This is a genomic window from Xanthocytophaga flava, assembly GCF_030068545.1.
GTDB classification, from domain to species: Bacteria; Bacteroidota; Bacteroidia; order Cytophagales; family 172606-1; genus Xanthocytophaga; species Xanthocytophaga flava.
In genome coordinates, this window is sequence record NZ_JASJOR010000005.1 from 329,265 (window position 1) to 351,118 (window position 21,854).

Annotated in this window: 19 protein-coding genes; 16 read left to right on the top strand and 3 right to left on the bottom strand. The window is 37.0% G+C overall.

Annotation, left to right across the window (positions count from 1 at the left end; genetic code table 11):
- Positions 1-53 precede the first annotated feature (53 nt).
- On the bottom strand, positions 54-2,213 hold the full coding sequence (gene porW, locus QNI15_RS10485) for a type IX secretion system periplasmic lipoprotein PorW/SprE (RefSeq protein ID WP_314031684.1): 2,160 nt from the start codon (positions 2,211-2,213) through the stop codon (positions 54-56).
- Between the two features lie 563 nt (positions 2,214-2,776).
- Here porW and QNI15_RS10490 point away from each other — a divergent pair.
- The 10 genes from QNI15_RS10490 to QNI15_RS10535 all read left to right on the top strand — a co-directional run bounded on the left by QNI15_RS10490 (position 2,777) and on the right by QNI15_RS10535 (position 11,538).
- The gene (locus QNI15_RS10490) at positions 2,777-3,652 is read left to right on the top strand and encodes a M23 family metallopeptidase (RefSeq protein WP_313997938.1); all 876 of its coding nucleotides are present in this window, start codon (positions 2,777-2,779) and stop codon (positions 3,650-3,652) included.
- Between the two features lie 121 nt (positions 3,653-3,773).
- Positions 3,774-4,208, top strand: a complete 435-nt coding sequence (locus tag QNI15_RS10495; RefSeq protein ID WP_313997940.1) for a bactofilin family protein — start codon at positions 3,774-3,776, stop codon at positions 4,206-4,208.
- Positions 4,171-4,389 (top strand): AtpZ/AtpI family protein, encoded by a 219-nt coding sequence (locus tag QNI15_RS10500; RefSeq protein ID WP_313987631.1) that lies wholly within the window; start codon positions 4,171-4,173, stop codon positions 4,387-4,389. Before QNI15_RS10495 ends, QNI15_RS10500 begins: the two co-directional genes overlap by 38 nt.
- Before the next feature lie 561 nt (positions 4,390-4,950).
- Positions 4,951-5,976 carry a F0F1 ATP synthase subunit A gene (gene atpB / locus QNI15_RS10505; RefSeq protein WP_313987629.1) on the top strand — a complete coding sequence of 342 codons (1,026 nt, stop codon included), beginning with the start codon at positions 4,951-4,953 and terminating at the stop codon, positions 5,974-5,976.
- A gap of 166 nt (positions 5,977-6,142) precedes the next feature.
- The gene (atpE, locus tag QNI15_RS10510; RefSeq protein WP_313997944.1) at positions 6,143-6,397 is read left to right on the top strand and encodes an ATP synthase F0 subunit C; all 255 of its coding nucleotides are present in this window, start codon (positions 6,143-6,145) and stop codon (positions 6,395-6,397) included.
- A 161-nt stretch (positions 6,398-6,558) separates the two neighbouring features.
- Positions 6,559-7,053: a F0F1 ATP synthase subunit B gene (locus QNI15_RS10515; RefSeq protein ID WP_313997946.1), complete on the top strand. Its 495-nt coding sequence runs from the start codon at positions 6,559-6,561 to the stop codon at positions 7,051-7,053.
- 79 nt (positions 7,054-7,132) lie between these two features.
- Positions 7,133-7,675 (top strand): ATP synthase F1 subunit delta, encoded by a 543-nt coding sequence (atpH, locus tag QNI15_RS10520; RefSeq protein WP_314031686.1) that lies wholly within the window; start codon positions 7,133-7,135, stop codon positions 7,673-7,675.
- A 140-nt stretch (positions 7,676-7,815) separates the two neighbouring features.
- The gene (gene atpA / locus QNI15_RS10525) at positions 7,816-9,396 is read left to right on the top strand and encodes a F0F1 ATP synthase subunit alpha (protein WP_314031688.1); all 1,581 of its coding nucleotides are present in this window, start codon (positions 7,816-7,818) and stop codon (positions 9,394-9,396) included.
- A 108-nt stretch (positions 9,397-9,504) separates the two neighbouring features.
- Positions 9,505-10,389 (top strand): ATP synthase F1 subunit gamma, encoded by an 885-nt coding sequence (gene atpG / locus QNI15_RS10530; RefSeq protein WP_314031689.1) that lies wholly within the window; start codon positions 9,505-9,507, stop codon positions 10,387-10,389.
- Between the two features lie 153 nt (positions 10,390-10,542).
- Positions 10,543-11,538, top strand: a complete 996-nt coding sequence (locus tag QNI15_RS10535) for an isoaspartyl peptidase/L-asparaginase family protein (RefSeq protein WP_313998065.1) — start codon at positions 10,543-10,545, stop codon at positions 11,536-11,538.
- 79 nt (positions 11,539-11,617) lie between these two features.
- Here the strand turns inward: QNI15_RS10535 and QNI15_RS10540 are convergent, their stop codons facing one another.
- Entirely contained in the window at positions 11,618-12,283 is a 666-nt protein-coding gene (locus QNI15_RS10540; protein ID WP_313997954.1) for an SDR family NAD(P)-dependent oxidoreductase, read from the bottom strand.
- Positions 12,284-12,939: 656 nt separating this feature from the next.
- Complete coding sequence (locus QNI15_RS10545; protein WP_313987610.1) at positions 12,940-13,209, bottom strand: hypothetical protein; 270 nt, start codon at positions 13,207-13,209, stop codon at positions 12,940-12,942.
- Positions 13,210-13,714: 505 nt separating this feature from the next.
- Here QNI15_RS10545 and QNI15_RS10550 point away from each other — a divergent pair.
- From QNI15_RS10550 to QNI15_RS10575, 6 genes are all read left to right on the top strand, one after another.
- Positions 13,715-14,491 (top strand): polysaccharide biosynthesis/export family protein, encoded by a 777-nt coding sequence (locus QNI15_RS10550; RefSeq protein ID WP_313997957.1) that lies wholly within the window; start codon positions 13,715-13,717, stop codon positions 14,489-14,491.
- Between the two features lie 65 nt (positions 14,492-14,556).
- Positions 14,557-16,899 carry a GumC family protein gene (locus tag QNI15_RS10555; protein WP_313997959.1) on the top strand — a complete coding sequence of 781 codons (2,343 nt, stop codon included), beginning with the start codon at positions 14,557-14,559 and terminating at the stop codon, positions 16,897-16,899.
- Positions 16,900-17,025: 126 nt separating this feature from the next.
- Positions 17,026-18,411: a flippase gene (locus tag QNI15_RS10560; RefSeq protein ID WP_314031691.1), complete on the top strand. Its 1,386-nt coding sequence runs from the start codon at positions 17,026-17,028 to the stop codon at positions 18,409-18,411.
- 7 nt (positions 18,412-18,418) lie between these two features.
- Positions 18,419-19,366: a nucleotide-diphospho-sugar transferase gene (locus QNI15_RS10565; protein ID WP_313997963.1), complete on the top strand. Its 948-nt coding sequence runs from the start codon at positions 18,419-18,421 to the stop codon at positions 19,364-19,366.
- Between the two features lie 43 nt (positions 19,367-19,409).
- Positions 19,410-20,744, top strand: a complete 1,335-nt coding sequence (locus QNI15_RS10570) for an O-antigen ligase family protein (RefSeq protein WP_313997966.1) — start codon at positions 19,410-19,412, stop codon at positions 20,742-20,744.
- 260 nt (positions 20,745-21,004) lie between these two features.
- Positions 21,005-21,844, top strand: coding sequence for a glycosyltransferase family 2 protein (locus QNI15_RS10575; RefSeq protein ID WP_314031693.1), 840 nt, complete (start codon positions 21,005-21,007; stop codon positions 21,842-21,844).
- Positions 21,845-21,854: the final 10 nt, after the last annotated feature.

Genomic DNA, 21,854 nt, shown 5'->3' on the forward strand with positions numbered 1-21,854 from the left:
TACTCTATCAGAAATAGAAAATATGTGTACCTGGAGATGGGAGTATGTAAAATCTATTTATTGCCAGAACTTTTACCCATTTCGTCAGTTTTCAGAAGTAGATTCTGGACATAGGGCAATAATTTGCTTTGTGGGTACGCTGCAACAAAGTCCTGAAGTGCTTTCCGATAGGCTTCTAATCCCTGAGTTTTACCAACAATCTTAATCTGTAAAACTTTGAATCGTTGCTCATTTAGTGTGCCTGCATATTGTTGCAATCCACTTTGTACCAACTGATCGGCTTCTGCAAAGTTTTGTGCTTCATACAATTGATAGGCTTCCTGAAATGCTCTGTCTGCCTGTATATCGGCCAGATTCTCATCTCGGGTATAGTTAGGATTGCTTACCAGTTTGGCATACAGTGTAGTAGGATATTGAGTGAGCAATCGGTTCTTGACAGTATTTTGTTGTTCATCACCTAATTCCTGATATATCAGAAACATGGCATACAAAACCTCAGCTGCATGTTCTGTCGATGGGAATCTTTCCAATAGTGTTTCATAATCCTTAATTGCATTTTTTTTCTCCAATAACTCTTTATCAAGGATCTTACCTAGTTCGTAATAAGCCTCTTCTATTTTCTCATTGGATTTTTCAATATCTTCAGGGGCCATCGGCAGTTTAGCCAGCATATTCTTCTTCTGTTCTTCTCTGGATGGTTTCTTTGGTTTTTCTGTAACAACAGGTTGAGAATCATTTGAATCCTGCGTTGGCTGGTCTTCTGCAATAGTTGCATCCTTCTGACCTCTTCGCCAGTTATCTTCCAGCTTTCGGTTACCCCATTTCCGTATAAAAGATGTTCTTCCCTGAGCAACAGCTGTTGGATTACTGAAATACCAGTTTACATCATTGGTATTGTTTACAGATTGTTTCTCAATATCCAGATTGTCAAATATAGCTCCTACTTCTCTCGCTATTTCTGAATTCTTCTTATCTTCTGCTTCCTGCTCTTGCTTTTCCTGCTTGTCAATAACTTCGTCAAAGAACTTACTACGGGTAGCGTCATCCATTTTCACAATACGCTGCAAACTATCTTCAGTCTGAATAATAGTATAATGCCTTACAAAATCGTCAAGCACTTTGTGGCGTTTAGTAATAACATCATAATCAGGAGTGCTTTTGGGTAGACCTGCATTGAATGTACTATCATAATAGTTCTTGGCGGCCTGATAGTTTTGCTGTTTCTCATAGTAAATCTCAGCCAGTTTCAGAAAGGCAAGGGCTTTTTGGCGATTATCTGTACCCTTCGCCTGTGAGGATTGACTAAAATAGTCAATAGCTTTATCCAGTCTGTCTTTCCGGTATTCATACATTCCGATTGCATAGAGTATACGACCCTGGTATTCTTTATTTTTTTCATCATGAAGCAATCTGTTAAACTGCTTCAATAATTTTCTTTCGTCTTTTCCCGCATACATCTGGATCATTTGTAGCTGGGCTTGTAAGGCCAGTTCGTAAGACGCATTACTCTTCATCACTCTTTCAAAGTTTGCATAAGCATCTTTTGGCCGATTGTTACGCTGATACAGCTGCCCAATAATATAATACATCCTGGCACGTCTTTCACCAGCACGCATACGTTTTACTGTTTGCTTCAAGACTGCCAGAGTCTGGTCATATTCCTGACGCACCTGATGATAGGATGCTCTGGCTTCATAAAAATCAACCAGGTCATGTTTAGATAATTTATCCTTACGAAGACGGTTAATAACGGCTGAGGCATAGTCATAGTTTTTTAGTTCTGTAAAGGAACGTAGAAGTCCTATCATTGCCCGTTGACGCAGTGCGTCATCTTTGCTCTCACTATTTACATATTTGTAAGTCTGTATCGCATTTTCAAAATCTGCCTGAAGGAATCTGGCGCGTGCCAGTTGAAAATAGCAATCATCCAGCCAATTACTGTTTTTATGGTATTGCACAGGAAGAGAAGCTTTCTCTATAGCATAGGTTGTCTGTGTTTTTACAGTCCCAGCGCGTACAGTATCATGAGCGATTAATACAGCCAGCATTTCATTGTAATCATCTTTTCTTGTACTGAATAATACTTTTTCGGCTTCAGTAAGTCTTTCATTTGCAAGAAAATATGCATTATAATGAGAGTTTAGGTCATGGTAGGCTACACTAACAGGACCCTTACTATATTGAGAACAGGCTGAGAATATTATACTTCCCAAAAGGCAAATAGATAATGGATAGATAACCCTCTGGCATTTGAACAGAGAATATGCAAGCTGCATGCTGATAGGTTGAAACCGTTGGCAGAGAATACGACTCTGCTGAAATAGAGATACACAATATTGTGAAAAGAGGAGGCGCAACTTTATCGAGGTATTAATATTTTTGAAATGATTTCTGATAAGTTCTTACTTTAATGTAACTCTTCAACTCTATTTTCGTTTACAAAAAGAAAAATAGGAAAGTATTGCTGAAGAAATGGATAATACTAATTTTGGTTGATCCTATACAATTTCAGCCTTATATCACGTTTAGTAATGGTTGTAAAAGTAGTGAGTAATCTATAGTAATTCATAAGATTATTACGTTCATTTTATAGAATTGGTTGGGTTAGTAAAATCAACGCTAACATTATCAAACACAAAACTTCACATATATAACTACAATTTTACATTTAATCAGCGTTTCCTTTTTGTGTTTATGAGTAACTTCTAAAACAAATAGCATAAAGTTATGCTTTGTTTCAAACTCTGAACTGAAAACAGGAAACGATCTCCATACGATGAAGGCAAATAGTACATTATGGACACGTCTAACTGAACGATATTTATTAGTTATCAGAAATGAAGATAACTTTGCTGAAAAGACTTCTTTCAACTTTACATATGCCAAGTTACTTGTTATAACAACGGCAAGTCTGATCGTTTTATTTTTAGCAAGTATTTTTGTTTCCAACTTTTTAGTAACCAAATGGTTGAATCCTCCCACAAAAGAAGCTCAGACAACCCGACGTCTGATCGAACTTTCTGCTACTGTTGATTCTCTTCAAAATGCCATTATGGCGCGTGACGAATATCTGTTACGTATACAAAAAACTATTCAGGGTGATAATGAATTTTTGAAAGCTGGTAGTCAGGACACATCTGATGTGAGTACTAAAAAAACAAAACCTCCTGTAAAACCTGCCGATTTGAAAGCTACAAATCCGGTAGACGCCGAATTTAGAAATGAGTTTGAGAGTGCAAGTAAAGCGCAGACTGCTGCAGAGACAGGAAGTGTCAACACAGACATGTTTTTATTTTCTCCGTTAAGAGGAGCTATTATTTCGGATAAATTTAATCCGAAAAATAATCACTGGGGAGTAGATCTGGTTTCCAAAAAAGGAGAGCCTATTCACGCTGTATTAAATGGAACTGTGATTCTGGCATCCTGGACTCAGGATAGTGGAAATATTATTGCCATTCAACATTCTAATCAACTGATTTCTATCTATAAACATAATTCATCTTTACTTAAAAAGGTAGGAGATTTTGTGAAAGCCGGAGAATCTGTTGCTATACTTGGTAATAGTGGAGAACTTACCTCCGGACCTCATTTGCATTTTGAACTGTGGAGTAAGGGAAATCCTGTGAATCCAGAAGATTTCATTGCATTCTAATGTCAGATCAATATGTAACCAATTACCTCAAACTAATTATCATGATAGCTATATAAACAAATGGTATCTATCATGATCACAAATACTTTTATTCCAAACGTTTAACTTAACCAGTACATTTATGTTTAATCGAAACCGCGATACACAAGACTCTATTGAGCTTTCCAATGCGAGCACTCAGATCATGAAAGGTACAACCATAGAAGGAAATATTGATACCTATGGTAATTTACGAATTGAAGGGAAAGTTATAGGCAATATTAAATCGAAAACCAAGGTGGCTTTGGGGGAATCTTCTTATATTGAAGGTAATATCATCGCACAAAATGCCGAGATTGCTGGTGAAGTAAAAGGGACAGTGGAGATTTCAGATATTCTATCTTTAAAATCGACTGCCAATATTGTTGGCGATATTATTACTGGAAAACTGATTGTAGAGGCTGGCGCTGTATGGAATGGAACCATTAAAATGGGGACTGCCTCTGCCAATACCAACAACCGAATTGGAGAAACCTTAAATGAAAAACTCAACGAACAAAAAGAGCCCCTTAAGTGATTATGCCAAATATTCCGGCCTGGCTTTCCAGATGATGGCTACCATTGCGCTTGGCGTATGGGGTGGCACGAAACTGGATCAATGGACAGGCTGGAAATTTCCGGTTTTTACCGTAATTTTGCCAATGATTGGAATTGTAGGGTCTATTATACTATTAATTCGGAGTTTGCCTAAGCAATAATCTTCGCTCGCAAATAGGTGTAGAAGAAAAGGATTTGATAGCTATAATATAGATTCTACACTATTCTAACTAATATTTTCCTGTTTGTTCGCTTTATTTTGAGTGTATGCTTCGTTTTTTACTGTTTAGTGTAGTAGTGGCTGTCCTTTGTTTTTTGTTACAATCATTTTTACCTACCTGGGTAGATCCTTCTATTTGGCTTATTGTGGGTTTTCTATTTATCCTTTCTTTTGCTGGACATGCCTATATCCAATGGCGGCTGAAGGTAGATGCAGAAAATATGACAACTCCCTATTTCTTAATGTCAGGCGTACGTCTGTTGGGGAGCCTCATATTTATTATCTTTTTTATAAAAAACAGCACTTCTAGTATTTTTACCTTTGTACTTAATTTTTTTCTCATTTATTTCTTGTATGTAGGTTTTGAAATCTATTGGTTAGTCACTAACTTGCGGCGCAATTTTTAAAAGCCTTAGTTTCCGACGATCATATGGGTAGTGTAAAGACATACAAAAGCCTCATTCCTAGTTTCTTAGTTCTTTTTTTATTGTTTTTTGCGCCAATGTCCTATGCGCAGGAGCATGCTGCTTCTGGTCATGAAGAAGAGACCTTCAAGATTGGTGAGATGATAGAACACCACGTAGTTGACTCTCATGAGTGGCACTTTGCAACAGTAGGACATACACATATTACATTGCCATTGCCAGTGATATTGTATATTCCTGGTCAAGGTGTAGAAGTGTTCTCTTCTAGTCGTTTTCATAGTGAAGGTTTTAAGGACGAAGGTGAAAAACAGGAACATACCTATAAAGGTTTTTATATTGATGAATTGGATGGTCATCTGAAAAATACAGATGCCTCTCTTAAGTTTTACGACCTGTCTATTACAAAGAATGTCGCTTCTCTGTTTTTGAGTGCAGCTATTTTGATCTTTGTTTTTACAAATATTGCTTCTGCCTATAAGAGACGTTCAGGTCAGGCTCCTAAGGGAATGCAATCACTTTTTGAGCCGATTGTAGTTTTTATTCGGGATGATATAGCAAAGGCAAATATTACAGGAAAAGACAAGCATGGACAGCCTATGTATGAGAAATTCCTGCCTTACCTGTTGACTGTTTTCTTCTTTATCTGGTTTAATAACTTATTAGGTTTATTGCCTGGTGGTGCCAACCTTACTGGTAATATTGCTGTGACTATGTTTTTGGCTGTTGCTACTTTAGTAACAACTCATATTCGTAGTAATAAGTACTACTGGGGACATATTTTTGCGCCTCCTGTTCCGCCTGCTCTATGGGTTATAATGGTACCAATTGAGGTAATTGGAATTCTTACAAAGCCAATTTCTCTAATGATTCGTTTGTTTGCTAACATCACTGCTGGTCACATTATTATTCTGAGCTTGCTGGGTCTGATCTTTATTTTCAAAAATGCATTGGTTGGAGGGGTTGTAGTGCCATTTGTATTGTTTTTGAATGGTATTGAATTGATGGTGGCCATTTTGCAGGCATACGTTTTCACACTGCTTTCTTCCATGTATATAGGCAGTGCTGTTGAAGGCCACGAATCCCACGACGACTTAGGACATTAATCTTTTTCTATCCTTGCTCCTTATAGTGAGGATAGAAAGTAAAAATATTTCTCATAAATCCTCAACCATTCTAAATCAAACAAGTATAAGGAATGGTACAAGCGAGGTGAGGCCGTTTTTCTGCTGAAGTCAGCAGAGTTTGTTTCACTTAATCTGTTTTATTTTCATGTTACTTAATGTTCTTCTTCAAGCTGCTAGTGAAGCTGGTTCAGCTGCAATTGGTGCGGGTATTGGTGCAGGTCTTGTTGCATTAGGCGCTGGACTTGGTATTGGCCGTATTGGTGGTAGTGCTACTGAGGCTATCGCTCGTCAGCCAGAAGCATCTAATAAAATCCAAACTGCTATGATCATTGCTGCCGCTCTTTTGGAGGGTGTTGCTCTGTTCGGTGTGGTAGTTTGTTTCTTGATTGCTACAAAATAATTGATAAGTTCCCACTGACAACAATAGGTTGCAGTGGGAATTTTCATATTACAGATAGGTTAAGTTGAGTGAGAAGAATAACAAGAATACCTGTGGAGTGAAACGCATTAGATGAGTGCAAAAACAAGTAGTTATACACATTAATTTATTATTCTGATTATATGGAATTTGTTACCCCTGGCTTAGGTCTTATTTTCTGGCAGTTTATTGTATTTATCTGTTTACTGCTGATCCTGAAGAAATTCGCATGGAAACCGATTACTGCTGCCTTACATGAACGCGAGCATTCTATTGACAGCGCACTGAAAGCTGCAGAAGAAGCAAAACGTGAAATGTCAAAGTTGAAAGCTGACAATGAGAAATTGTTGGAAGAGGCACGTCTGGAACGTGACTCTATCGTTAAACTTGCTCGTCAGACTGCTGATGGATTGATTGAAGAAGCTAAAGAGAAAGCAACAACAGAAAGCAATCGTATTGTAGAAGCGGCTCGCCTTGCTATTCAGCAGGAACGTCAGGCTGCCATTCAGGACATTAAACAACAGGTAGCTTCTCTATCTCTTGAAATTGCAGAAGTAGTATTACGGAATCAACTAAAAGATGATGCTGCGCAACGGGCATTGGTAAACAAGTTGGTTGATGATGCAAAACTGAATTAAGACAACTGGTCTTGCTGACAATCAAGATACAGTAATGCAGTCTTTATTATTTCACACTTCATATCATACTTGAATTAACATGGCCGAAAGTAGAGCCGCCCATAGATACGCCAAAGCCTTGTTGGACTTAGCCATTGAAAAAGGTATAGTGGAACAAGTGCATACCGATATGCAATTGCTGGCAGATACCTGTGAAGAGAACCGTAATCTGGTTAATTTATTGCAAAGCCCTATTGTATCTCATTACAAAAAGTTTGCAGTATTAAGAGATATATTCAAAAGCCGGGTGAGTGCTGACTCTTTCTCAATATTTGAAATCATTACCAAGAAGAATCGGGAAGAGATCCTGTTTGATGTAGCAAAAGAGTTTCATTCTTTATATAATGATTATAAAGGGGTTCAGGTTGCAGAGGTTATAACTACGTTTGCCGTAGATGAGACGCTTCGTAACCAGTTCAAACAAATGGTTACAAAGTCAACAGGTAAGACAACTGTTGAGTTGAAAGAGAAGGTAGATACCGGATTGATTGGTGGATTTATTTTGCAGATTGGAGATAGACAAATTGATGAGTCTGTAAAAGGAAAAATAAACCGACTAAAACAACAAATGTCTAAGGCATAATCCAATGCCTGGATTTTGAAAGAAATATACAACTTCCTTACTCTGATTTTATCGTTATATAAAATCAATCTATAGATTACAGAATACCTGGAAGTTGATCATAATTTATTCAATTGCTCATTTACTCATTTCTATAAAATATGTCATTAGCAGTAAGACCCGATGAGGTTTCAGCCATTTTAAGGGCACAATTAGCCAATGCCCGCACCGAAGCTGAATTAGAAGAGGTTGGTACCGTATTACAGGTAGGTGATGGTGTGGCTCGTATTTATGGATTATCCAAAGCACAAGCAGGTGAATTGCTGGAATTCAGCAATGGTGTAAGTGGATTGGTACTGAACCTGGAAGAAGACAACGTAGGTGCTGTAACATTAGGTGATTACAGTGGTATTCGTGAAGGAGATACTGTACGTCGTACAGGAAAGATTGCATCTATTAAAGTTGGAGAAAGCATGGTAGGACGTGTAGTCAATACACTTGGTCAGCCTATCGATGGTGGTCCTGCTTTGAGTGGTGATATGTATGATATGCCTTTGGAACGTAAAGCCCCAGGTGTAATCTATCGTCAGCCAGTAAATGAGCCTCTACAAACAGGTATCAAAGCGATTGATGCTATGATTCCTGTTGGTCGTGGACAACGTGAATTGATCATTGGTGATCGTCAGACTGGTAAAACTACTGTAGCATTAGATACTATTCTGAATCAAAGAGAATATTTTGACAGAGGAGAGCCTGTCTACTGTATTTATGTAGCTTGTGGACAGAAAGCATCAACTATCGCACAAGTTGTAAATACATTGCAGAAAGGTGGAGCTATGGACTACACTATAGTAGTTGCAGCTGGCGCTTCTGAGCCTGCACCTATGCAGTTCTTTGCTCCATTTACAGGTGCAGCCATCGGAGAATATTTCCGTGATACAGGTCGTCCTGCTCTTGTAATTTATGATGACTTATCAAAACAAGCTGTTGCCTATCGTGAAGTTTCTCTGTTACTGCGTCGTCCTCCAGGACGTGAAGCATATCCTGGAGATGTGTTCTACCTGCATAGCCGTTTGTTAGAGCGTGCTGCAAAAGTTAATGCTTCTGACTCTATTGCACAGTCAATGAATGACCTTCCTGAATCATTGAAAGGTGTTGTAAAAGGGGGTGGTTCTTTAACGGCACTTCCAATCATTGAAACACAAGCGGGTGACGTTTCTGCTTATATTCCTACAAACGTAATCTCTATTACTGACGGACAGATCTTCCTGGAGTCTAACTTATTTAACTCAGGTATTCGTCCTGCTATTAACGTGGGTATTTCTGTAAGCCGTGTGGGTGGTAATGCACAGATTAAGTCAATGAAAAAGGTGGCAGGTACTCTTAAACTGGACCAAGCACAATTCCGCGAACTGGAAGCATTTGCTAAATTTGGTTCTGATCTGGATGCTGCTACAAAATTGATCATTGAGCGTGGTCGTCGTAACCAGGAGGTATTAAAACAAGCTCAATTCTCTCCAGTACCAGTTGAACAACAAGTTGCTATGATCTATGCATCAACCAATGGTTTGACAGATCATGTAGCTGTTAATAAAATGAAGGATTTCGAGAAAGAATATTTAATGGTTCTAAGTACAAGTTACAAAGATACATTAGCTGCTCTGCAAAAAGGTAAGTTTGATGATAGCATCACAGAGGTGTTGAAAAAAGTGGCAAAAGAAGTTGCTATTCGTTTTGCATAAAATTGTTACTACTCCCTTCTGAGGGAGTAGTTTTTTATAAAATATTACAGAGAGTATATGTTGCTCTTTGATTGCACATAGTACATTAGCCTATACGCACATTTCTATATGCCAAGTTTAAAAGAGGTCAGGGGCCGTATTCAGTCTGTCAATTCAACACAACAGATTACCAAAGCCATGAAGATGGTGGCAGCTGCGAAGTTGCGCCGTTCACAGGATGCAATTTTACAAATGCGTCCATATTCTCAGCGGTTATCTTTGATATTACAGAACATTTCGGCTTCAATTGATGATAATGTTGAGAATCCTTATGCAGAGGAACGTACCCCCAATAAAATATTATTGGTTGTTGTTACTTCTGACAGAGGTTTGGCTGGAGCTTTCAATAGTAATGTTATGAAAGCTACAAATACCCTGATTGCAGAAAAATATAATCAGCAAGCCAGTGCTGGAAATGTTCATATATTGGCGATTGGCAGAAAAGGATTTGATTTCTATAACCGTCGCGGATATACTATTCATAAAGATTTTGTTACTACTTTCTCAATTTTGAGTTTTGGTGCTGCACGCAAAGCTGCTGAGTTTGCCATGGACGCTTTTGTGAAGGGTGATTATGATAAAGTAGAAATTGTTTACAATGAGTTTAAAAATGTGGCTACACAAATTGTACGTGTAGAACAATTTTTACCAATTATTCCTGCTCAGAAGGAAAAAGATAGTTCAAGTAATACAGATTATATTTACGAACCTTCCAAAGAAGAAATCTTTCAGGAACTAATACCTAAATCTTTAAAAGTACAGTTCTATAAGACACTTCTGGAATCAAACGCTTCTGAAAACGGAGCCAGGATGATGGCGATGGATAAAGCGACAGAAAATGCGAAAGAGTTGATTAAAGAATTGCGTCTGGTATACAATCGTAGTCGTCAGGCTGCTATTACAAAAGAGATCCTGGAAATCGTGGGTGGAGCAGAAGCATTATCTCAAGGTTAAAAATAAGATTATACTATACTAAAAGTCTGTCTTTCGGCAGACTTTTTTTATTTTTAACCTATATCTACCTATCTAGTAAGTCTGAAAAGTAAAACACTTATAAATCCTATGTATAAACTAATTCTATTGTACACTTGCCTGCTGTTACCACTTATGATTCATGCTCAAACTCCTGTAAAACCTGATAAAAATAAAATTACACTGGTTATTCATGGTGGAGCTGGAACAATTCTGCGTAAGAATATGACTCCAGAGAAAGAGAAAGCCTATAAAGAAGTATTAAATCAGGCATTGCAAACAGGTTATAAGGTTCTTCAGAATGGAGGTTCTAGTTTGGATGCTGTAGAGGCTACCATTCGTGTTATGGAAGATTCTCCTTTATTTAATGCTGGAAAAGGATCTGTTTTTACGCATGAAGGAAAAAACGAAATGGATGCTGCTATTATGGATGGAAGCACACTAAAAGCAGGTGCCATTGCAGGCGTATCAGTCATTAAGAACCCTGTGAGTACAGCGCGAAAAGTTATGGAAAACTCTGCTCATGTAATGCTTATTGGGCGTGGTGCTGAAGAGTTTGCAAAAGAACAAGGAATGGAAATAGTAGATCCAGCCTATTTTTATACAGAAAATCGGTATCAACAATTGCAAAGAGCTATTGAGGAAGACAAGATTCAATTAGACCATTCCAAGGATAAGGGGAGCCTGGATGAGCCACAACCAGGTGATGAGAAAAAATTTGGTACAGTGGGTGCTGTTGCTCTGGATCAGTATGGTAATCTGGCAGCTGCCACTTCTACAGGTGGTATGACTAATAAACGCTGGAACAGAGTAGGAGATGCTCCTATCATAGGAGCTGGAACATATGCCAACAATCAGACATGTGCCGTTTCTGCAACAGGTCATGGTGAGTATTTTATCCGGTCCGTAGTAGGGTATGATATTTCAGCGTTAATGGAATATAAGGCATTGTCTGTTAAGAATGCTGCTGAAGAGGTTGTTATGAAAAAGTTGGTACAAAGAGGAGGAGAAGGAGGTGTAATTGCACTGGATCGAAACGGAAATTTTGCCATGCCCTTTAATTCAGAAGGAATGTATCGTGGGTATATTAAGGCTGATGGTAAATCGGAAGTTTTGATTTATAAAGAGTAAAAAATAGCACACGAATTGGCATTCCATCTGCAACATTTTGATTAGGATTAGATTGTAGATGGAATGCTCTCTGCTTATTTTATTTATAGAGGACTTCAGTTTCAAACTGACCCGCTTTTTGTGCATGCAGCTTCCAATATACCTCTGCAATTTTATCAGGGTCGAAGTGAGTACCTGGTTTAACAATTCCCGTGATTGTAATTGTAGCTACATGTATTCCTAAAGGGGCTAACTCTGCAGCAAGACTATATGTCAGATTTCGTATACCTGCTTTTCCGACTGCTAATGAAGCATAGGGGTGATAAGGTTCTAATGATAACCCTCCACCTGTGAATAAAATGGTTCCACTTTTTTGCTTTTTCATATTCGGGATAGCAAGTTGTGCAGCTGATAATGCACCTACAACATTTACTCTGAAGTCTTGTACCAGCTTTTCTGGGTCAAGCTTACTTGGACTTGCTTCACGTCCAACAAATGCATTATAGACTAATACATCTGAATACCCAATTTCTCTATGAATAACACGAAAAGCCTTTTCCAAAGAGGCATGATCTGCCGCATCTGCACTATAGGCTTTCGCAAGAACTCCCATCTCTTTTAACTCTTGTACTTGTCTTTCAATATTCTCAACACGACGTGCAATTAATGCAATTGAAAATCCCTCACGGGCAAATCGTTTGGCTACAGACAGGCTGATTCCCGGACCTGCACCAACAATAGTACATACTTTTTCAGAATGTTTCATATAACTTATGGTATATTAAACGAACGGGTTTTAAAAATTGTGGTATAATTCAATTTGATTATATTTCAGAAACTATACAATCAAAATAAATGAAGATTGTTTTCTTATAAGGTATTGATGGCTAAGAAGTTGTTTGTAAGTTGAGATTGTTTTGGTTGCCAATATACAAAAAAGGCCTATCTTTTGAAGATGAGCCTGCACATTGCGCATACATTTAGATTTATTACAAACATACAATATTTGTGTAACTATACTGTGGGACAGGATAGTTGCTTAGCCAGTAATTGTTTCTTTATTCCAGGATAAAAATGGCCAATAGAGAATATGCAAAGTATTTAACTCTTCATGTCATTAAAGAAGGTCTTTTTATTAAGAGAAGATCTGTAAGAAAGCAAATAAGAGATTATCCACTAAACTTTGTCTACTTAATAGGTAAGGGACAGAGCATGCAGTTAGATAGGCCTAGATGCAGGCATGAGTAAGATCTCTACTAGAAGTTAAGGTAAATATAGCAGCAATGTAACAGCTGAGTGTAGAGAGCTCAGCTTGAGGTAATGCTTTCGCTACTAAAGATTTAGATAGAGTCTGCCATAACAAGAAGGCAAACATGTATATACAGGTTTGCCTTCTTGATTTTGAAGCATTAAAGAGCGATTTTACTCTTCTTCGTCATCATCATCCTCGTCGTCAAAGCTAAAATCTTCATCTTCTTCGATGTCAACTTCATCAAAGTCCATCTTTTCGAAGTCATCATCATCTAAATCGAATTCCTCTAAGTCATCGAAGTCTTCTTCATCCTCCTCTTCATCAAAATCATCCCATGAATTTTGGATTTTCTTTAATGGCAGAGTCGCAATGTCTTCTGATAAAAATTGGGTGTTGAGCATACCTGTATGGAATGAATTTTCTGATAAAGGAAAGTTCATGCAAGTCTATTGTTTTTTGTTAAAATTCCCAAGAGGCGAAATAAGTAAAAACAAACATAATCGCAAAAAGTTTTTAAGTGAATGTCAAGTTTTTTCTTGAGTTAGCCGAATGGTTTACAAAATAATGTAGTTGAGCGAGAATGTTTTTATATCAGGTTTTACATTTTTGTAAATTAATATTTTTATAAAATGTCGAAGGGTTTTTTTTATATTTGATGTTTCAAAAGAAAATATTACTCATGACAGAAAAGCGTCACAGAACTTTTCTAAGATTTAATGGTAAATAGTTGGTTTTAAAAGTCTTACTTGGTAAACTCCAGGATATATGCTGAATCAGTAGTTCTACGATATATATGATTACCACGTAATAAAACCATTGCGTTTGTGTTTACGTATGAATTACAGTCCGTATTAATAGCATATTAGTCCATGTCATTTTTGAGTTCAATTCATCAAAATCTAGAATAATTCCAACAAATCACTTAAAAAATTAAAGCCTTTTTTCATGAAAAGAATTTATTCTGTTCTTTTACTTTCCTTAGTTATCCTATCATCGTGTATCACTCATAAGGATGCTGTTAATTTTCAAGGAGAGAACTTTCCTCCATCAAGTGCGAGAGTTTTTCCAAATAAAAGAACTCCCTATAAGATTCAGCCAAATGATGTTTTGGCTATTCGGGTAAAAGGGCTGGAACAAACAGATACAGATTTTCTGAATTTAGAAACATCTGGTGGTTTTAATGCTTTTAACCCTGCTGCAGTTTTTGTCAATGGTTATTCTGTCAATGATTCAGGATATGTAGTATTACCAGTATTAGGATCAATAAAAGTTGCGAATTTAACTATAAATGAAGCTCGGGCGGTTATCCAGAAATCAGTAGATAAACAATTAAAAAACAGTACTATCTTCCTGGCTATGGTTAGCTTTAAAGTATCTGTTATTGGAGAAGTGAAAAATCCCGGACAATACTATAACTACAACAACCAGCTTACATTAATAGATGCATTAGCTATGGCAGGAGATATTACTGATTTTGGAAATCGTAAAAAAATAATGCTGATGCGACAGACAGATACAGGAAATGAGGTTATTAATCTTAATCTGACAGATCCAAATATTATTGTCTCAAAATATTATTACCTGTTACCTAATGATGTTATTTATGTGCAGCCTCTGAAAGGAAAGTATGGAAGACAAAATGCTACAAATATAACTATTATTGCCGCTGTAGTAACTGCAATTGCAGGTACAGTGAGTGTGATTCTTAACCTTAATAGATAACCAATAGTATTACCGTTTTCTCATTTGTGAAAACTAAAACAACACTTACTTTTTAAATTATCCCAATGAAACAGCAAGCTCAAAACGATACTGTTAATCTTAAATTTCTCTTCAATAAGATCGCAAGCCGCTGGTATTTATTTGTGGTTTTTGTACCACTGGCATTGGGTGGTGCTTACTTGTATCTGAGATTCACACCCAAAATATTTGAGGTAAAAGCTTCTATTTTAATTGATGATAAGAGCAAGGATACTCCTGAGCAAGATCGATTTATACGTGGTATGGGCGCATTTGTTCCCAGAACACAGTTAAAAGATGAGGTACAACTACTTACCTCATTCCGTTATATGAAGCAGGTAATGGACCGATTGAATATGCGGGTATCTTATTTTAGTGTAGATGATTATAAAACAGTTGAAGAGTATAATGATTTTCCCTTTCGTGTAAAAGTAGATACTACCAAAGCTCAAATGATCAATGTACCTATATATATTGAGAAGGTAGGGAAAGATTTGTACAAAGTTCAGATTACTGGGAAAAAAGTAACTGTACAGGATATTCAGGCTGACCGGGCATTAGACGAGATTCCCGAAGTAAAGATTCAAAAGGTATTGAAAGTAGGACAAACTTACACTGATAAATACCTGAATTTTTCAATTGAGTTTTCAAGAACTCCTTCTTTATATGATAAAGATGAATATTTCTTTATGATAAATAGTTTAGGTCAGCAGGCTGCTTTCTATCAATCCAATATAAAGGTAAACCCAATCGATGATAAAAATTCTAGTGTAATTGAAATTTCTTCACGTGGACCAATAATAGAAAAAGAAGAAAAAGTAATAAATACATTATTGGATGTCTATCTTGATAATGAGGTTAGAAAGAAAGATACGGAAGGAAAGCGGACAATTGCCTTTATTGATAACGAACTTGGTACTGTTAAAGATTCTATTAGAAGAACAGATGCTAATAATATCTCTGTAAGGACAAGTTCAGGTGTGGCAGGTACTACTTCTGAAGAAATTAGTGCTTTGAACAATCAACTTCAAACGTATACTGTTCAATTACAGGAAGCTCAGGTAAAAGCTGAGGGTTATGAAGCATTGTTAAGAGATTTACGTAATAACAAAGAAGTTGTAGGTGGTGTGAGTGGTGTAGACGATGGTGCTGTTAGTAATTTACTTACTCAATATTCAACATTATTGCAGGAAAAAGCAAGGCTAGCATTAACAGTTCAGGAGGGAAGTGTACGCATGCAGCAATTGGATGCAAGGTTGCAGAGTGTAAAAAATGCATTATTTGATGGACTTACTAATACTAGAAATTTAGCTAGAATCAAAGTAAGTTCACTGTTGAGCCAAGTCAATAGTATTCGAGGTAGGATGAATATGATTCCTCAAACAGAGGTAAATATTCTGAAAGTCAATCGTAACAAAGAAGTACAGGATGAACTGTATAAATACTTACTACAGAAGAAAGCAGATGCTGGTATGGCTTTAGCTACTAATGTTGCTAATAAAGAGGTCATTGACCGTGCAAGAGGGGACATAAATGGTCCGGTTGCACCTAAAGGCTCTGTGATCTATTTGTTGGCAGGAATTATTGGTATGGCAATACCTCTTGGTTTTATCTTTATCAAAGATGCCTTTTCTGACCGTATTTCAGGACAAACAGATATTCAGCTTAATACCAATATACCAACATTAGGAGTTATTGGATATAACAACAAAGCAAATACCTATTTGGTAGCGAATAGCTCAAAATCGGCTATTGCTGAATCATTCCGATCTGTACGGGTAAACCTTCAATATTTGTTCCTGGATACATCAAAGAAAATTATTGGTGTTACCTCCTCGCAACAGGCAGAAGGAAAAACATTCTGTGCTACTAATCTTGCTGTTGTAATTGCACAATCCGGAAAGAAAACATTATTGATAGACTGCGACTTACGTAAACCGCGTGTACATACTCGGTTTAATGTGGACAATGAAAAAGGTCTTGCAACATACTTGACTGGTATGCATGATTGGGAAGAAGTTGTTTCTTCAACAGATACCGATAATCTTTCACTGGTAACTTCAGGTCCAATTCCTGTTAGCCCACTTAACCTGATTGGAAGTCCACGCATGAAGGCGTTGATCGATCGTCTTAAAAAGGGAGATGAGTATGATTATGTCATTATCGATACAGCCCCTCTAGGATTAGTATCAGACTTCCTGATACTGATGAATTATACTGATTTTAATGTGTATATCGTTCGTCATAAAGTTACAGAACGCGAAGCTTTGAATAAGATCAACGAACTGTATGATACAGAAAAAGTGAAAGATATTGCAATTATTATCAATGGAGTAAAATCAATGTCTGCTTACGGTTATAGTGATAAAGCGTATAAATACAGTGATTAGAAGCAGTTGGCATTATTATTTTTAATAGGTAGTCTACCTTGTTTAAAATTAAATTTTAACAAGGTAGACACTCCTATTCTGAATTCCAGCTAAAGTGCATAGATTTCATCTCTAACAATTTTTATTTTGAAAGTACAAGATCCTCCACAATCTGAAACGATACAAGATCCTCCGCAATCTGAAGGTTTTCGCAAATATTTTTCCAGTGTATCCTGGTTATTGGTAGAACGGGTATTTAGTATGGGTGTTGCCTTTGCCATAAGTATTTACACTGCGAACCAACTGGGAGCTGAAAACTTTGGGAAATTTAACTTTGCACGAAGTTTCGCTACCATTATTACTGTGTTTGCTCCTCTTGGTATGGGTGCTGTAATGATGCGTAATCTGATTAACCATCCGGAAAAGAAAAATCTTACGTTAGGTACCGTATTTGTTACCAGAGCGACTGCCTCTCTTATCTGTATTATTGTTGTAGGGTTAGTTTCGATTGTTTTTAATCACTTAATGTGGCATGATGATTTAAAGTTTTTGCTGGTAATGATTGCTGCTGTACCCGTTATTTTCGAAAGTTTTAACGTTCTGGCAGACTTCTATAATTCACGTGCACTAGCAAAATATCATGTATATGGAGAATTAACCAAGACAATTGTTTCTGCTGGAGTAAAACTCTTGTTGCTTTTTGTTTTTAAAGCCTCTGTTATATGGTTTGCTGTTGTTCTGGTAATGGATGCGATTATTTATGATATTGTTGTAGTTAGCATTTATCGCTTTGTATTCAAAGAAAGTCCATTACAATGGAAAGTAGACTGGAGCTATTCTTGGGAAATGATAAAACAATCTCTACCATTGGTATTATCTGGATTTGTAATTACCGTATACATGAGGTTAGACCAGATTATGATAGGTGAGTTGTTGAATGATAAAGAAGTTGGACGTTTTGCTGCAGCTCTTCGCTTCTCTGAAGCAACTTTCTTTGTGCCTACAGTTATTAGTAATGCCTTATTACCTGCCATTATCGCTTCCAAAAAAGAAAGCGAGGAACGCTTTACTATTCAGACTCAAAAACTTTGCGATTTCCTGACTTTAACGGGACTGGCAATAGCTGTTGGAGTTAATATCTGTAGTTACTGGATATTTAAATACTTATATGAACCTGAATATGCAGATGCTCAAAATGTATTGATCATCCACGTGTGGTCTGGTGTAATGGTGGGTATGGGGATGCTGGCAAATGCATGGTTAATTGCTAACAACCTGCAAAAATATTCCTTGAATCGTACTATTTGGGGAGCTATTGTTAATGCAGGCTTGAATGCTGTATTAATTCCAAAATTCGGAATTGAAGGAGCTGCTATTGCAACCTTATTCTCTCAGGCTGTTGCGTCGTATTTAAGCAATGCTATTACTGCAGATACCCGTCCTTTATTCTGGATGCAAACCCGATCACTGATTGGATTTGGTTTCCTTTCTCCTATTAAAGATGTATTAAGTGGAAAGTTCTCTCTAAAGTGAAAATAATATGAACTCTTTTGTACCTCCGAAACCTCTGAAGACAGCTGTTTTGTTTGTTGTATTTAATCGTCCAGACACAACAGAAGTTGTATTTGAAGCGATTCGGAAAGCTAAACCTCCGCGTTTGTATGTAGCAGCGGATGGCCCTCGTCCTCATAAGGAGGGTGAAGCTGAAAAATCCCGTATAACCCGTGAAATTGCTACCCGTGTAGATTGGGATTGTGAATTGAAAACACGTTTTCTGGATGATAATGTAGGATGTGGAATTGGTCCTTCTTCAGCTTTTGACTGGTTCTTTTCCCATGAGGAAGAAGGAATTATTCTGGAGGATGACTGTTTGCCAGATCAAAGTTTCTTCTGGTATTGTGAAGAATTACTGGAGAAGTATCGTCATGACTCACGAATCATGCATATAACAGGTAGCAACTTTCAGAACGGATGGAAACGTGATTCGGACTACTCTTATTATTTCTCAACCTATCCTCACGAATGGGGATGGGCAAGCTGGCGCAGAGCCTGGAAACTATTTGATTATGGGGTAAGTAAATATCCTGAGATTGTAGAGAAAGGATATCTGGATGGATATTATACTTCAAAACTGGAACAAAAGTACCGTTTGAGCAAGATTGCTAATACTTATGGTAAGGATAATGTTAATTGGTGGGACTATCAGTGGAATTTTACAGTGCATATAAACTCTGGGCTAGCTATTGTCCCTAATGTAAATCTAATTGAAAATATAGGTTTTGGAGAAGGTGCTACCCATACGCTTAGTACTAAAGACAAACGTGCTGAAAATAAATCTGGGACCATTGAAGTTCCACTGAAGCATCCTCCTTTTGTCATACGTGATGTGAAGTCAGATGAAAGATACTTCAAGAATTTGATGAATCGAATGGTGACACGTAAAATCTATGGTCTGATTGGTATAGATGGTTTTGATGCTAGAGGGTAAATGAAATATTTTCAGAGTTATTAAATATTAACGGTAAAAGAAATTGTATTATTTTCCTATTGTATTTTTAGCATTATCCATTGATCTGGAAGCGTTCTTAGGTGAGAATGCACTAACTAATCTATTGCCTTTAGCTGTGCTTGGATTAGGAGTAGGACATTTTGCTTTTATAGAGAAGCAACAGTTGTATATAGGAACTCATTGGAATAAGAAAAACCTTGCAGTTTATTTCTTATCTTTTCTAACCTTTATTATTGCTGTCGCCAGAATTAACTCAGATGCTATTGCCGGAGGCTTAGGAATTATCACCATGTTACTTAAATACACACTATTTCCAATATTTGTGTATTTATTCATTAGCTACCAGTTTCGAAACAATGATGGTTTTGAAAAGAATGTACAAAAGGTTTTATATGTCTTTTTTCTAACTATTGCCATTGAAGCTGCATTCTATCTTATTCTGTTTATTGCTTTCTTTAATCAGGCTCAGGTAAATTCTGAAGAAGGTGCTGAATCCCATCTGGTGTTGAGTTTGATTGGAATACATACAGAAAAGCGCTTATTACCCATAATAAATGCTCACCCTAATACCATGGGGATTTATACAGGAGGTGTTGTGGTAATGGCTCTTCTACTGGTAAGACAGAAAGGGATCAGCCCCAAGCTTAAAAAGTTATTGTATATCTTTCTTGTTATTGGTGGACTCTTTTTATTAATGGTAGATTCTCGTGGTACCATTATTAATACTCTTATGGCAACTTTGGGTGTATTTCTCCTTTCAAGAACACGTTTCTTGGGTGCATTTAAAATTATGCCCATTCTGTCTCCTTTATTGCCTTTTATCATGTTATCTGTATTAGCTTTTATCTCAGAAACCGGACTGGGTAGCCAGGTATCGAGACAGGAAGGGGATTTGGCTACAGGTAATAACCGGTCTGCTATCTGGGAAGAATGTGTTAAGGAACTATCAGAGCCTAAATTTAAACATTTTATAGGATATGGAGAGATGGGACAAGCAGCTTCTGGGGTTTCTAAGAGATATGCATGGATTTTCGGGAGTGGTGATGTTGCAGAAAGTATGGTTACTCACAACTACTTCTTTCAAATGGTATTTGATATGGGTTACATTGGCACCTTTATATTCTTTGTTTTTATGTTTGTTATTCTGGGAAATGCCATTTATGCTTTCAAGCAAGGCTTTCCTCGAGCTCTGGCAGTAATCGGCTTTTTGGCCTACTTTATGTTATCCGGTACTTCTGAATCTATTTATGGGATATATAATAAAAACTATTTTATGGTGTTCACTGTAGTTGTGCTTTTTATGGCTATATCTTATAATGAATTCATGCGTTATAAACGCGAAAAAGTTACAGCATAAAAAAAATGATAAATTCAAATGAATTTCATGGCATAACAGCCTTCTCTCTCTGATTTTAAGTTTACTTTTCACAACCAAAGCGTATAAATTAATAAGAAACCTGCTTAGAATCAGAGAGATCACTAATAAATTGCAGTCACTTATTTTACCACGATTATTTTGTATGTATTCTGCTTTCTGTACAGAATATGTATTGTTATAGTTCTGTTTTTCAATAAATCTTTCTATTTCCTGACTGTAAAACACTTACCAGCAAAATTATGATATGGATTGTTATTCCTGTTTTTAATCGGAAAAACTTTACACGCGAATGCTTGCTTTCATTACGGAAGCAGACTGTACAAGATTTTAAGGTTGTTATTGTCGATGATGGCTCTACTGATGGTACAGATGAAATGGTTAAAACAGAATTTCCAGAAGTAATACTAATTGATGGAGGAGGAGATCTGTTTTGGACTGCCGCTGTAAATATGGGTATTCAATATGCATTGGATCATGGTGCTGAAGCAGTGATGACTCTAAATAATGACACCTTGCCAACTGAAGACTTTATTGAAAAAACAATTGAAGCTAGTAAGAAAGATCCTAAAGGCGTAATTGGTGCATTAGAAATAGATGTTGCTACTAAGAATGTTATTTATGGAGGCGAGAAGATTGATTGGGTATTGGCAACTACTAAAAATATAATAGATGGAATACCTGCTCCAAAACGGACCGGACTGCATCCTGTATCCTGGCTTCCAGGGCGGGGCTTGTTAATCCCTAGAGCCGTATTTGAAAAAGTAGGCTTATTTGATGCTGCAAGATTTCCACATTATTATGGAGATGTAGATTTCACACATACAGCTCTACGAAATGGATTCCCCAATTACATCAATTATGACGCGAAACTGATGACTTACCCTGAAGAGTCTGGAGATCGGAAAAATAAGGTAAAGAAAAACTTCAAGAACTATTACAACCATTTGTTTAGCATTAAGGGAGGAGGAAATCTGAAAGACTTTACCCGATTTACATTTAAGAATTGTCCATTTTATTTTGTCCCATCCTATTTATTGATAGGGTATTTGCGCAGAATGGGTGGCTATTTTGTCCACTAGATAGGAAAGA